The sequence below is a fragment of the Runella limosa DSM 17973 genome (assembly GCF_000482465.1).
In the GTDB taxonomy this organism is placed as follows: domain Bacteria; phylum Bacteroidota; class Bacteroidia; order Cytophagales; family Spirosomataceae; genus Runella; species Runella limosa.
Genome location: NZ_KI519420.1, coordinates 1,160,294 through 1,173,495, shown reverse-complemented (window position 1 = coordinate 1,173,495; position 13,202 = coordinate 1,160,294). Strand labels below are relative to the sequence as shown.

Annotated in this window: 9 protein-coding genes and 1 tRNA gene; 7 read left to right on the top strand and 3 right to left on the bottom strand. The window is 45.6% G+C overall.

Translation table 11 applies throughout. The features are described 5' to 3' along the window. Positions 1 to 44: 44 nt before the first annotated feature. On the top strand, positions 45 to 845 hold the full coding sequence (lpxA, locus tag K339_RS0114915; RefSeq protein ID WP_028524309.1) for an acyl-ACP--UDP-N-acetylglucosamine O-acyltransferase: 801 nt from the start codon (positions 45 to 47) through the stop codon (positions 843 to 845). Between the two features lie 146 nt (positions 846 to 991). Here lpxA and K339_RS0114910 read toward each other — a convergent pair. Both K339_RS0114910 and K339_RS0114905 read right to left on the bottom strand, forming a co-directional pair. Further along, positions 992 to 1,075: transfer RNA gene (locus tag K339_RS0114910), tRNA-Leu, on the bottom strand. Between the two features lie 86 nt (positions 1,076 to 1,161). Continuing rightward, on the bottom strand, positions 1,162 to 2,406 hold the full coding sequence (locus K339_RS0114905) for an ABC transporter permease (RefSeq protein WP_028524308.1): 1,245 nt from the start codon (positions 2,404 to 2,406) through the stop codon (positions 1,162 to 1,164). A gap of 80 nt (positions 2,407 to 2,486) precedes the next feature. Between K339_RS0114905 and K339_RS0114900 the strand changes: the two genes are divergently transcribed. Further along, complete coding sequence (locus K339_RS0114900) at positions 2,487 to 3,749, top strand: hypothetical protein (protein WP_028524307.1); 1,263 nt, start codon at positions 2,487 to 2,489, stop codon at positions 3,747 to 3,749. Between the two features lie 137 nt (positions 3,750 to 3,886). Here K339_RS0114900 and K339_RS0114895 read toward each other — a convergent pair whose 3' ends face one another. Beyond that, a complete protein-coding gene (locus tag K339_RS0114895; RefSeq protein ID WP_028524306.1) occupies positions 3,887 to 4,702 on the bottom strand; it encodes a 3'-5' exonuclease in 816 nt (271 codons plus the stop codon). Positions 4,703 to 4,824: 122 nt separating this feature from the next. On the opposite strand from K339_RS0114895, the gene K339_RS0114890 reads away from it, so the two are divergent. From K339_RS0114890 to K339_RS35995, 5 genes are all read left to right on the top strand, one after another. Beyond that, the gene (locus K339_RS0114890) at positions 4,825 to 6,171 is read left to right on the top strand and encodes an MATE family efflux transporter (RefSeq protein WP_028524305.1); all 1,347 of its coding nucleotides are present in this window, start codon (positions 4,825 to 4,827) and stop codon (positions 6,169 to 6,171) included. Between the two features lie 100 nt (positions 6,172 to 6,271). Further along, positions 6,272 to 7,801 carry a serine hydrolase gene (locus K339_RS33755; RefSeq protein ID WP_051398022.1) on the top strand — a complete coding sequence of 510 codons (1,530 nt, stop codon included), beginning with the start codon at positions 6,272 to 6,274 and terminating at the stop codon, positions 7,799 to 7,801. 118 nt (positions 7,802 to 7,919) lie between these two features. Then, the gene (locus K339_RS0114880; protein ID WP_028524304.1) at positions 7,920 to 9,371 is read left to right on the top strand and encodes a TolC family protein; all 1,452 of its coding nucleotides are present in this window, start codon (positions 7,920 to 7,922) and stop codon (positions 9,369 to 9,371) included. Between the two features lie 70 nt (positions 9,372 to 9,441). Further along, a complete protein-coding gene (locus K339_RS0114875; RefSeq protein ID WP_028524303.1) occupies positions 9,442 to 10,839 on the top strand; it encodes an efflux RND transporter periplasmic adaptor subunit in 1,398 nt (465 codons plus the stop codon). A gap of 181 nt (positions 10,840 to 11,020) precedes the next feature. Beyond that, positions 11,021 to 13,141, top strand: a complete 2,121-nt coding sequence (locus K339_RS35995; RefSeq protein ID WP_051398021.1) for an OmpA family protein — start codon at positions 11,021 to 11,023, stop codon at positions 13,139 to 13,141. Positions 13,142 to 13,202 lie beyond the last annotated feature (61 nt).

Sequence of the window (13,202 nt, the reverse complement as noted above, 5' to 3'; positions counted from 1 at the left end):
GGATTTCTTTCTGAGAACGATGCTTTGGAAACTATCAACCCAACATGATTCAACCGTTAGCATACATACATCCTGAGGCCAAAATTGCTCCCAATGTAATTATTGAGCCATTTGCAATGATCCACAAAGACGTGGAAATTGGTGAAGGAACGTGGATTGGTTCACACGCAATCATCAATGACGGCGCCCGAATTGGAAAAAACTGCCAAATTTATCCTGGTGCAGTAATTTCTTCTACTCCCCAAGATTTAAAATTCAAGGGAGAATATACCCTCACTTACATTGGCGACAATACGATTATTCGTGAATACGCCACCATTAGTAGAGGAACAGAGGAACACTGGAAAACCGAAATTGGCAGCGACTGTCTTATCATGGCTTACTCACACGTCGCCCACGATTGTCGTATCGGTAACAACTGCATTATTGTCAACAACGTCCAAATGGCAGGACACGTCCACATGGGCGATTGGGCCATCATTGCGGGCTCAAGTTCGGTACGGCAATTTGTAAAGATTGGCGCCCATGCTATGGTGGCTGGCGGCTCACTGGTTCGTAAAGATGTTCCACCGTTTACCAAAGCGGCAAGAGAGCCTCTTTCTTACGCGGGAGTAAACTCAATTGGTTTGCGTCGCCGTGGTTTTACCAACGAGCAAATTAACGACATTCAAGAGGTTTATCGTTATATATATCTCAAAGGGTTCAACAACTCTGAAGCTTTAGAGCATATTGAGCAAGACCTTCCTGCAACGCCCGAACGCGACCTCATTGTAAATTTTATTCGCAATGCCGACCGAGGTATCATCAAAGCCCCTAGTGCTTCCCATGTCGATAGCGAAGATTAATTGAGATTTTATTATTTCAACATAAAAAAACGGTTCAGAGCAATCTCTGAACCGTTTTTTTATAGCCTCCTACCCTCCCGAGTGAGCACTTTTCACAAAGGTATAAAAGCAAAAACTCGAAGCTTTCGCTTCGAGTTTTACCCGAGTACCCAGAGCCGGAGTCGAACCGGCACGAGTGTAACCTCATTGGTGTTTGAGACCAACGCGTCTACCGATTCCGCCATCTGGGCAAGTCATTGTGTAAACGGGACTGCAAAGGTAGCGGTTGAGATTTAAAATGCAAACATTCCCACTGAAAAAAAATCAAAAACTTTCGCTACTCGTAGCGTAATGCTTCGATAGGGTCTAAGCGTGAGGCTTTTATGGCTGGATAAATTCCTGAAAGAATTCCAACCACAACGCACACCAATATGCCCATCATCATCCAAAACCAAGGCACAATAAAACTTGCATTCTCACTTATAACCTTAGCAATGATGTTTCCTACAATAATTCCAAGAATAAGGCCTCCTATTCCTCCCAAAATACACACCACAATTGCTTCCATCAAAAACTGCAGACGAATCAGCCGTGGGGTTGCCCCTAGCGACTTTCGGATACCTATTTCACGCGTTCTTTCGGTTACTGATACCAGCATGATATTCATCAACGCAATGGCCGCCCCCAACAACGTAATGATGCCGATTCCAAAGCCCCCCATGCGCAAGTATCCCGATATTTCTTCAAAGTTTTTGGCCAGTGCATCGGCGCTTTCTATTTCAAACGAATCAGGCTTCCCAATGAGGTCTTTCCGAACCCGCCGCATGATTCCCCTCGCCTCCCCCATAATGAGTTCTTGGTCTTCCATGCTGTTGACCGAAGTCGTAATATCAAAAGTCAATTCGCGGTTTGCAGCCAAAGCTCGGCCATTTTCAAGGGGCACCAACAACACACGGTCATCTCCTCCTCCCGTCAATGAGCCTTTTTTGTCCAGTACGCCTACCACTTTATATTGATTTCCCCGAACGATAATTTCTTCATTGATTGGGTTTATTTTTCCCTCAAACAGTTTCTGCGCTATTTCAGAACCGACAATGATGACGTTAAGGCCATTGTCTAAGTCAGTTGGGGAGAAATTACGGCCATTCGCAAGCTTATAGCCCTTAATCGCCATATAGTTATCATCAATACCAACTACGCGCGTGTTGGGGTTGGTTTTGACGGATTTGTATTTGACTTGTACAGCCCCACTAATGTTCGACGAAATCGACACTTGGGCATTATAGGTGTCTCTGATTTCGCGTTTGTACTGATTGGCTTGGCGGTAGGTTATCGAAGGAAAATCTTTAGAGCGCATTCCTCCGTTTCTTCGGCGAAAAGGCTGCGGGCCTCGGATATCAAAGGTATTTGCCCCCAAATCGGCAAAACTATTATTCACCGAACTTTGCATTCCATCTATGGCCGTCAAAATCCCCACCAGCGATGTAATACCAATGGCAATAATCAGGGCCGTCAGGACAGTCCGAAGCATGTTTGATTGAATAGAGCGAAGTCCTTCACGAAAGTTCTCAATAAGGTTCATGGCAATGGTTGATTCTGCACGATTTTTGCAATATATTCGTTATTACAAAAGTCATTCTGAAAATTTAAATCCACAAACCGATGAAGCGGTTCATCCTACCACTTATCATTTTTTTGGGCGTAGTACACGGGGCTTGGGCCTCTAAGATTCTGATTCCGATGGATGAATCCCAAAAAAACCACCTTAAATCGTACGGACTGGCGTACTGGGTCTTGCGCACCTACGATACTGAAATTGACTGGCTTCTCAACTACCGAGGAGGCAGTTTTATGATGGATTGGAACCAGCGAATCATCAACGAAATGGTTGTCCGTGGGATTTCATACGAGGTCATTTCTGACGCGCAAGGAAGCGGAATTTTAAGCGAAATTGCCCAACCCGATGCCAACATGGACAATGTAAAACTCCACAAAGCTCCCAAAGTGGCCGTTTATTCGCCTAAAACCAAACAACCTTGGGACGACGCCGTAACCCTCGTGATGACCTACGCCGAAATCCCCTACGACATTGTCTATGACGACGATCTTATGGAAGGCAAACTATCGGAATACGACTGGTTACACCTTCACCACGAAGATTTTACGGGACAGTACGGCAAGTTTTTTCACTTCCGCGACTACCCTTGGTACCGCGCACAAAAGCGAGAAGCTGAGGATATTGCGGCAAAATGGGGTTTTTCAAAAGTATCAAAACTTAAATTGGCCGTGGCTAAAAAAGTACAAGAGTACGTAGCAGGTGGCGGATATATGTTTGCCATGTGCAATGCCACTGATACGTACGATGTAGCTTTGGCAACACAAAATACCGACATTGCAGACGTGATTTACGACGGTGACCCTACTGACCCCACTGCCCAAAAGAAGCTAGATTTTAGCCAGACGTTTGCTTTCCAAAACTTTCAAGTTGTGACCAATCCGTACGAAATCGAGTTTTCGTCGGTCGATAGCCAACCTAATGAGCGTGGCATGAACGAAGCCAACGATTATTTTACGTTGTTTCAGTTTTCGGCCAAATGGGATCCTGTTCCTACCATGCTTACCCAAAACCACCAGCAAATCATCAAAGGATTTATGGGTCAAACCACGGCTTTCAAAAAGCAATACATCAAGCCCGAAGTGATTATTTTGGCTGAAAACCGCGCAGCGGGTGAGGCGCGTTACATTCACAGTACGTATGCCAAAGGCTTTTTTACGTTCTACGGTGGCCACGACCCTGAAGATTACCGCCACGAAATCAATGAAGAACCTACAGATTTAAACTTACACCCTAACTCAGCAGGGTACCGTTTGATTTTGAACAACATTTTGTTCCCAGCGGCCAAAAAGAAGAAGTTGAAGACGTAGTTTTGGGTCAATGGTCGATAGTCGGCAGACGATGGTAAGTGGCTAGTTGACAAGTTTGTCAGAGGGAGCCTTTCCAAGTTTCAAAAACTTGGAAAGGCTTTTTTACTATGGACTATCGACCACCGACCGTGGACTAACTACTTTTTCCCAAATGCAGCTCGCATTTTTATCTCGGTCAATTTCCGTTTGGTATCGAGGGTAAAGTCACCTTTCATCATCCAATCGTAGTAACTAGGCTCTTGCGCCAAAACGTCCACAACACGCTTTCCGTTGTGTTTTCCGAAGTTGATAACCTCTTCCCCTTTTGAGTTATAGGCCATTCGGTTGGCGAAATCTACAATTTTTGCCGCTGTCAGGTTATGCAATGCCTCTACATCATTTTGTACAGGCTCATACAACTCTCCTTTGTCGTTCTTGATTTTTACCCCTGCATAGCGTTCCACTTGAGCGCATAATACCTCAAACGTAGCCACCGTATCAGCGTGCGCACTGTGGGCATTTTCGAGGTCTTTGCCACAATAAAATTTATACGCTGCCGCAAGGTTTCGAGGTTCCATCATGTGAAAAATGCGCTGTGCATCCACCAAGCGACGGTTTTTGATGTCAAATTCGACGTCGGCACGCAAAAATTCTTCCACCAACATCGGCACATCAAAACGATTGGAATTAAATCCTGCCAAATCGCAGCCCTGCAAAAACTGCGCGAGCGTTTTCGCAAAATTTTTAAAGGTTGGGCATTCCTTCACGTCTTCGTCATAAATCCCGTGAATAAGGCTTGATTCGAGCGGAATTGGAACGCCAGGGTTGACTAGAAAAGTTTTGCTTTCTATCTCACCATTGATGAGCGCTTTCACCACACTGATTTCAACAATGCGGTCTTTTTGGATATTTACCCCTGTTGTTTCTAAATCGAAAAAAGCAAGAGGTTTTCTAAGTTTGAGATTGTGTGCCATTCAATAAGGAAGCTTGAAGCCTCAAAATTACTATTTAATTCAAACAATTCAGCTTGCATCTTCTACCTTTGCCGTCTTGTTTAGACGATCATCAGCCAACGAATAGCCAAAATCAGAACAGAATGCGCAAGGAAATCAGTGAAACCATTAAGTTAAGTATCCCTATCATTATTGCCCAACTTGGAGTAACACTCATGGGAATGACCGACAACCTGATGGTAGGCCGCTACCTTGGCGCCGTGCCGCTCGGCGCGGCGGGCTTGGCCAATTCGTTGTCATTTTTAATGTCAAGTATTGGTGTGGGTGGTCTGGGTGTAGTGGCGGCATTGATTTCTCAGGCCAAGGGGCAAAACAATACCATCGAAATCGGAAAGCTTTTCAGAGCAGGTCTTATCGTTTCCCTCATTCTTGGCACAGGGCTGGGACTAGCGGGTATGCTCATGGGCATCGAATTACACCTTTTTGGTCAAACCCCCGAAGTAACCCGCCTTACTAAGCCATTTTTGTACATTTTAAGCGCCTCCACCCTTCCTTTGCTTGTATTTGTCGCTGCTCGTCAGTTGGCCGACGGGCTTTCACTCACGCGGGTGGCTATGGCGGTTACAGTTTCTGCCCTGATTTTCAACGCTTTTTTCAACTGGATATTCATTAATGGTATCGGTTTTTTTCCAAAAATGGGGCTCAACGGCGCTGCTTTCGCAACTCTATTGTCGCGTATTTACATGGCAGTCGCTATTTTGGTTTATATTTATAGAAGCAAACATTTCACGCCATACCTCACAGCTTCCCATAAGCAGGCACTAGGAAAATTGATAAAGAAAGTTTTTCAGTTAGGAATTCCCGTCGGGTTTCAGTTTTTCTTTGAAATTGCGGCTTTCTCGTTAGCGGTAGTCATTATCGGGTGGCTGGGCGAAAACCAACTCGCCGCCCACCAAATCGCCATTAACATGGCTTCTACGACTTATATGATGGCAACGGGCATCGCTTCGGCAGGCGCTATCCGCGTGGGACGGGCTTATGGCGAAAAAAATCCGTTTAAGGTCAAGCAAGCGGGTACAGCGGCACTGCTTCTTACCATCGCTTTTATGGGTGTTTGGTGCGTTACGTTCCTTACTTGCAACGAATTTTTAGTATCTCTCTATCTCAAAGACAATCCTGAAGTAACAACCATCGCAGCAACGTTGATGATTTACGCGGGCTTTTTTCAACTGTCGGATGGCGTACAGGTAACGGCTTTGGGGGCGCTACGGGGGCTGACAGACGTCAACGTACCAACGTTTATCACGCTCATTGCGTATTGGGTTATTTCATTACCGTTGAGTTATTTTTTGGCATTTACGTTTAAGATGGACGTAGAGGGTGTCTGGGTATCGTTGTCGGCGGGGCTTACGTTTTCGGCGGTTTTCCTGACGATTCGTTTTTACCGAATGATGACAAATGTTATGCCAACAAACGTTATGCCTCGCTGAGGCATTTTTAGGGCGTTTAATGCTAATTGAGGGGTAAATTATTATATTTGACATTCCTAAATCGTCATTCATCAACTTGTCTTTCACCCTCCCGCCAACTATGAAATTTCGTTCGCTCTTTTTACTCTTCTTGGTCTGCGCCAACGTTCTTTTTGCTCAAAAGAAAACGTCGAAAGTCCCCGCGCCTACTCCGTTTGAAAGTTTCGATGGGTTTGTGAATCGGATGCTGACCGAATGGAAAGTGCCAGGTGCTTCGGTGGCGATTGTGAAAGACGGAAAGCTATTTTATGCCAAAGGATATGGTTTAAAGGACATTAAAAACAACTTACCAGTTACTGAAAATACGCTCTTTCCCATCGCTTCATGCAGCAAATCATTTACTTCGGCGGCACTGGCGATTCTGGCGGATGAGGGAAAACTTGACTGGAACAAACCCATCAAAGATTATTTGCCCGATTTTCAACTGGCCGACGAATACGCCACGCGTACGATCACCGCACGCGAATTAGTTTCGCACCGTACGGGATTACCTCGCCACGATTGGACGTGGTTGTACGCCAACCTCGACCGACAAGCACTTTACCAACGCCTCAAGTTTTTACCCTTATCAAAACCCGTTTTTGCCCAATACCAATACAATAACCTCATGTATATGACGGCGGGTATTTTGGTGGAACGCCTTTCGGGGAAAAGCTGGGAAGATTTTGTCCGCGAAAAAATCCTGACACCCTTAGCAATGAATCAAACGGTGTTGACCTATCCTGAGCTTTTTACGAGCAAAGACTATTCATTGTCGTACCGCGATAACAATGGGCAATGGGTCGAACAAGGGTTTGGCAGTAACATCGATGCGATTGGTCCAGCAGGTTCTATCAAGTCGAGTGCTACAGAGATGGCCAATTGGCTCTTGATGCAATTAAACAAAGGCAATTTTGGGCAAAAACAAATCGTTTCTGCCGCCAATCTCAAAGAAAATCATACCCCCCAAACCATCGTTGCACCCGCCGAAGTTACGTTTAGCGAACTTGGGTATGCAAGCTACGGCATGGGGTGGAGTATCAACACCTATCGTGGTCATTTGCGATTGGCCCACAACGGCTCCATCGAAGGCTACCGCTCACAAATGGCCTTTTTCCCCAATAACAACCTCGGCGTAGTGGTCTTGACCAACACAGGATTTGCGGACTATCATTTTGTCAATGCCGTGAGTAACTACGTTTCTGACCAATGGCTGGGTCTTTCGATGATCGACTGGTCGGCGCGTTTAAAAATAACCCAAGCCGAAGCCAAGGCCAAAATCGATAAAGCCAAAGCTGACAACGCCGCCAAACGCAAAACCGATACCCGTCCTTCTCACTCAGCGGAAGCATATAGTGGCGTTTATACGCACCCTGCCTACGGCAGCATCACGCTCGAAGCACGCGGAGAAAGCGACTACGTAGGGGCATTTCACGGATTATCGTTTCGTTTGCAACATTATCATTACGATGTTTTTGAAGGAACGGGCACTTTTGACCAAAGCAAGTTTGAGTTTAAAATCGATCCACAAGGAGCCATCGACCGGGTGGTTGTTGGGATAGCCAACGCAGGTGATATTGAGTTTAAAAAAGTATCTCCCCCCGCTAAGTAGCTCACTGCCTGCATCCTTTATATCCTCCAACTAATCCATTTATTTCACCGTTTATCCAATTTTCGTAGAGCGAGCAAACATTGTTTTGTAACCTTGAACTGAAAATCCCAATACAGCGATGAAAAAATGGTTACTCGCCTTTGCGCTGGGTTTTAGTGCGTCCGCCCAGGCTCAACAAAAATATACCCTCCAACAGTGCGTTGGTATAGCGTTGGAAAACAACTTGCAACTGAAACAACAGGGACTTCAGGTGCAATCTGGCCAAAATACCCTCGACCAATCGAAGTGGCAGAAATTCCCTACCCTCAATTTAAGCGCCAACCAAGGTTTGCAATCGGGACGTAACATCGACCCTTTTACCAACCAATTTGTGGAGCAAACGGTCAATTTTTCAAGTTTTCAGCTAAATACAGGCGTCAATTTGTTTAATGGGTACCAACTTAAAAATACCATTAAGCAAAACCAACAGAACCTTCAGGCGCTGCAAAAAGACGTTGAAAGCAATCGTAACGCGCTTATTTTGAACGTGGCTACTTCGTATCTCAACGTCCTTAATAACCAAGAGCAATTGGAGTTTGCCCGCCGCCAAGCCGAAACAACGCGGCTTCAGTTGGAGCGTACTGAGAAATTGGTAAAAGCAGGGTCATTACCCGAAATCAACCTGTACGATATTCGTTCGCAATTAGCCAATGATGAGTTGTCGATTGTCAATGCGCAAAACAGCATCGAAATTGCGAAATTGACCCTCAAGCAATACCTCAATTTGCCTGCCAGCGAGAACTTCGACCTTATTCCCATCAACTTACCACTTCCATCGTCGTCAGCCCCTTACGATGCGACGTTGGAGCAAGTCTATAACGCCGCCATCAAATACCTACCCGATATGGAAGCAGCCACGCTTCGGATTGAAAGTGCCAAAACAGGCATTGAGATTGCACGCGGCGCCAAACTGCCCTCGTTGTCGCTCGGTGGAGGTTTAAGTTCGTCTTTTTCAAGCGCCGCCCCCAAACAACGTTTTGTAGGCGACGGTGGGGCTTCTAGGGTTGTGGATGTTCCTTCAACCACTAGGTATGTTTCTTACGCTGGCTTTACCGTTCCTGTCATTGAAAAAACGACCATCCCCAGCGGGTCAATCCAAAACTTTGGCTACCTCGACCAGTTGAATTTTAACCGCAACGCATCGTTGTCGCTGTCGCTTCGTGTGCCAATTTTCAACGCTTATCAAGTAAGATACCGCATTGCGAATGCCCAAATTCAGCAGAAAAATGCCGAATACCAATCCCAAATTGTGCGTAACCAAGTACGTCAAACGGTAGAGCAAGCCTATTATACCATGCTCAACGCTGCCAAACGCTACGAGGCTACAGCCAAGCAAATCGAATCGTTGGAGTTGTCGTTCAAAGCCGCAGAGGCCCGCCTCAATGCGGGTGCCATCAACGCCGTTGAATACAACATTTCAAAAAACAACCTCGACCGCTCACGGGCAAGCCTTATTCAGGCCAAATACGAGTACATTTTCCGTTCAAAGATTTTGGATTTCTACCAAAACAAACCATTGTCTCTTGAGTAGTAAATCCCCTCTTTTCCTAACCGCATCAACCAAAACCGAACTGACTAAAATCAAAACTTTATCGTAGGCCATGGCACAAAAATCTTCTTCAAAAATATGGTGGATACTCGGAGGCGTTGTCGTTGCCCTCGGTGCAGGACTGTTTATTGCCAAACAAGCTGGATGGATTGGCAAAGTGAAGCCCACCGAAGTAGAATTTACCAAAGTAAAACGCTCTGACATCATTGAGCGCGTAAGTGCGTCGGGAAAAGTTCAGCCAGAAATAGAAGTAAAAATCAGCCCTGACGTTCCAGGAGAAATCATTGGCTTGTACGTCGAAGAAGGCGATTCAGTAGTAAAAGGCCAGCTGTTAGCCAAAATTCGTCCCGACAACTACGAAGCGCTCTTGGCACGTTCGCAGGCATCGGTCAACTCAAGTAAGGCCGAAGTAGAACGTTCTAAAGCCTCACTTGCTCAGTCGAATGCGCAGTTGATTAGGGCAAAAACCGAATATGAGCGTAATCAGAAACTACTAGCCGACAAAGTAGTAGCAGAAGCTGATTTTCAACGCAGTGAGGCCGACTATCGCGTGGCACAACAAAACGTAGAAGCGGCTAAAGCTGCCGTTGAAGCGTCAAAATTTAATGTGCAAAGTGCCGAAGCAGCACTCCGTGACGCGGCAGAAAACTTGCGCAAAACCACCATTTACGCCCCCCAAAGTGGGACTATTTCAAAACTAAACGTTGAACTAGGCGACCGCGTCGTAGGAACTTCCCAAATGGCAGGTACCGAAATGATGCGTATTGCCAACCTCAACAACATGGAAGTTCGCGTGGATGTTAATGAAAACGACATCGTTCGGGTTAATTTGGGCGATACCGTTGAAATTGAAGTTGACTCCTACGCTGACCGTAAGTTTAAGGGGATGGTCACTGAAATTGCCAACACGGCCAACGGCGTTGGAACGGCAACGGCCGCTTCTAACTCTGCGGATGCCGTAACTGAATTTGAAGTAAAAATTAAGATTCTTAACTCATCGTATCGTGACTTGATGGCCAAACGCGCCAAAAAATCATACCCGTTCAAACCAGGGATGACTGCCGCCGTTGAAATCATTACTGAACGTAAGTTGGGCGTTTTATCAGTGCCAATTTCGGCCGTCACAACCCGTGGAAAAGATGACGAAAGCGGAGAGAAAAAAGAAGGCGAGGAAGCTCCTGCTTCTTCAAACAACAACGAATCAAAAGCTAAGAAAGAAGAGAAGTTGAAAGAGCTAGTTTTCATCAACGACAAAGGCAAAGCTGCCACGCGTGAAGTAGTAACTGGCATCAGTGATTTTGAAAACATTGAAGTTATCTCAGGACTTAAAGAAGGAGAAGAAATCATTTCGGGACCGTTTATCGAAGTCTCGAAGCGCCTTAAAGCAGGTACGTTGGTAGGCAAAAAGGTTGAAAAGAAAAAAGACGCAAAAGACACTAAGCAAGAGTAAGTTTAGGTCGTTTAGGTACTTTATTTTAAAGGTTTCCGTCCAATGGAATGTTCTTCAAAAGAGCATTCCATTTTTTTATTACAAGGGTATTCTCCATTAAAAACATAGGGTTTTACGGCGGCTTTATCATTTTTTAAGGGAAAGTACTTAAATTTGCCTATTCTCCTATTTCCCCTAACCTATGCGTCTTACAGTCAGTTTTTTAGTTTTTTTGGCAAGTTTGTATTCCTCCTCCCTCTGGGGACAAACCGAATTCCGTCTTGGCGTCGAAGTTCGAGACAAATACACCAAGCGTCCGCTTGTTCCAATTGTCTCAGTTTTGGCCGTGAATACCGAATCCGAATTACCAGGCCAAATGGTCAATGATGCTTACGTTGTAAAAGTAACCCCAGGCACTCAATATCAAGTGTTTGTCGCTTTTCAAGAGTACAGAACCTACCGCCAAACGCACACATTTGAGGCAGGCACTCCTTCCTCCACAGGCTATTTTCCTTTTGTGATTGACCTCGAACCACTCAAGCCACCCAAAGCATTTGAAGTGGCCACAACCACCAATGCTGGGCATACCATTTTAGTGATTGACAAAGCACAGCGTTCGGTTGTTACCAAGGCGGTAGTCACCATCAAAGACGAACGAAATGGGCAATTTATCACTGCCAAAAAAAATCCTAACGTTGGAGGTAGCTGGCTGGCTGAGTTAAAAGATACGGAGCAATATACCCTCGAAGTTAGCGCTCCCGAGTATGAAACTTACAAGAGCTCGCTAAAAATCAAAGCAGGGGAAGCCACGGAAGTGGTTCTTAATCGAATACCCAAGCAAGAGCTAAAATTTGTGGCCATTGACGCCCTCACCAACAAACCCGTAGCGGCACAATTTAAGCTTTCGGACGAAATAAAAGAAAGCTATACAGGGACTACAAGCGCTGATGGAAGCCTGTTCAATCCAACCGTCGTTGTTCAAAAACAACCTTATAATCTGACAGTTACTGCCAGTGGTTACCGCCGTTACGAATCAAAACTTTCGATTACAACCACCGCACCCGCCACACCACAAGTAATTAAGCTCTCAAAAGTAGATGTTATCCTAAAGATTAGAATCATTGAAGAACAATCTGGACAGCCAATCATCGCCAATTTACGGGTGATTGACCAAGCTGATAAACGTGCCATTTTGAACATTAAGGGAACGCCACAAGGGCAAGCTGTCACCCCTATTAGCCCTGGTCATCAATACATTATTGAAGCCGAAGCTAAGGGTTTTATGTCGTACCAACAACCACTGGATAAAGTACTCCCACTCCTGACTGAAACGAGCGACTTAACCGTCAAACTGACTAAAATCGACGACACGTATCTCAGCTTCACCGCAACCGACGCCAACACAGGACAACGTATCCCAGCCATTTTTAAAATTACGGCCTCCCTCACCGAACAAACAACGGAAGTAAGAGGCACAGCCTCAACCGTTGCCAGACACAAAATAAAGGAACCTGATATTTACAAAATTGAAGTAGTAGCGAATGGTTATCAATCGGTTACCCACAACCTTGATGCCGAAGAAATGAAGGTGGGTCAAGTGTTTTCGTACGAAGCCAAACTTACCCCCAACGCGGCCAAACCTGCTGCCTCGCCTTCACATGTATTCACGTTTAAAGTGTTAGATGCCCAATCGCGCAGGAGTATCCCTAATCTCCGTTTTCGCGTTACCAGTATTGCCACTCAGAAAGCGATTCCCACCAAGGTGAGATATGCCGATGTAACCACCCAACTTTTCCTCGACCAAGCCTATTTGGTGGAAGCCGAAGCCAACGGCTACGAAATGTACTCAATGCGCATCGACGCGGGTGATTGGGCAAAAAGAGGCGAATACCTGACCAATATTTCGTTGATTTCTCACAAAAAAGCAGCCGCTAAGGGCAAACCTGTTGTAAACGAAAAAATCTTTGACAATATCAAAGCAGGCCAAACCCTGACGATTGAAGATAATGTTTATTTTGACCAAAGTAGCTATATCTTACGGCCAGAAGCTTACGGCCAACTCAACCGCCTAGCGGTGATTATGGCAAAAAACGCTGACATTAAAATCGAAATCGTAGGCCATACCGATAATATAGGCGACCCCAGACTCAATCAAACCCTTTCGGAGCAACGCGCCAAAGTAATCGCCAACTACCTCGTCAATCAAGGAGCCACCGAAGCCAACATTGCCCACCGTGGCGAAGGACAAAGTAAACCCATTGCTCCCAATGATTCGGAAGAGAATCGGCAACGCAACCGTCGGGTACAGTTCCTGATTAAGTAACCGTATTCAATTATAGCCCGAGCAAGCGAGCCTATCCATACTAAGGATAGGCTCGCTTGCT

What these genes read in the sequence shown, in the direction of transcription:
- K339_RS0114880 (WP_028524304.1), top strand. Translation starts at nt 7,920, where the DNA reads ATGAAAAAATGGTTACTCGCCTTTGCGCTGGGTTTTAGTGCGTCCGCC.
- lpxA (WP_028524309.1), top strand. Translation starts at nt 45, where the DNA reads ATGATTCAACCGTTAGCATACATACATCCTGAGGCCAAAATTGCTCCC.
- K339_RS0114875 (WP_028524303.1), top strand. Translation starts at nt 9,442, where the DNA reads ATGGCACAAAAATCTTCTTCAAAAATATGGTGGATACTCGGAGGCGTT.
- K339_RS33755 (WP_051398022.1), top strand. Translation starts at nt 6,272, where the DNA reads ATGAAATTTCGTTCGCTCTTTTTACTCTTCTTGGTCTGCGCCAACGTT.
- K339_RS35995 (WP_051398021.1), top strand. Translation starts at nt 11,021, where the DNA reads ATGCGTCTTACAGTCAGTTTTTTAGTTTTTTTGGCAAGTTTGTATTCC.
- K339_RS0114895 (WP_028524306.1), bottom strand. Translation starts at nt 4,702, where the DNA reads ATGGCACACAATCTCAAACTTAGAAAACCTCTTGCTTTTTTCGATTTA.
- K339_RS0114905 (WP_028524308.1), bottom strand. Translation starts at nt 2,406, where the DNA reads ATGAACCTTATTGAGAACTTTCGTGAAGGACTTCGCTCTATTCAATCA.
- K339_RS0114900 (WP_028524307.1), top strand. Translation starts at nt 2,487, where the DNA reads ATGAAGCGGTTCATCCTACCACTTATCATTTTTTTGGGCGTAGTACAC.
- K339_RS0114890 (WP_028524305.1), top strand. Translation starts at nt 4,825, where the DNA reads ATGCGCAAGGAAATCAGTGAAACCATTAAGTTAAGTATCCCTATCATT.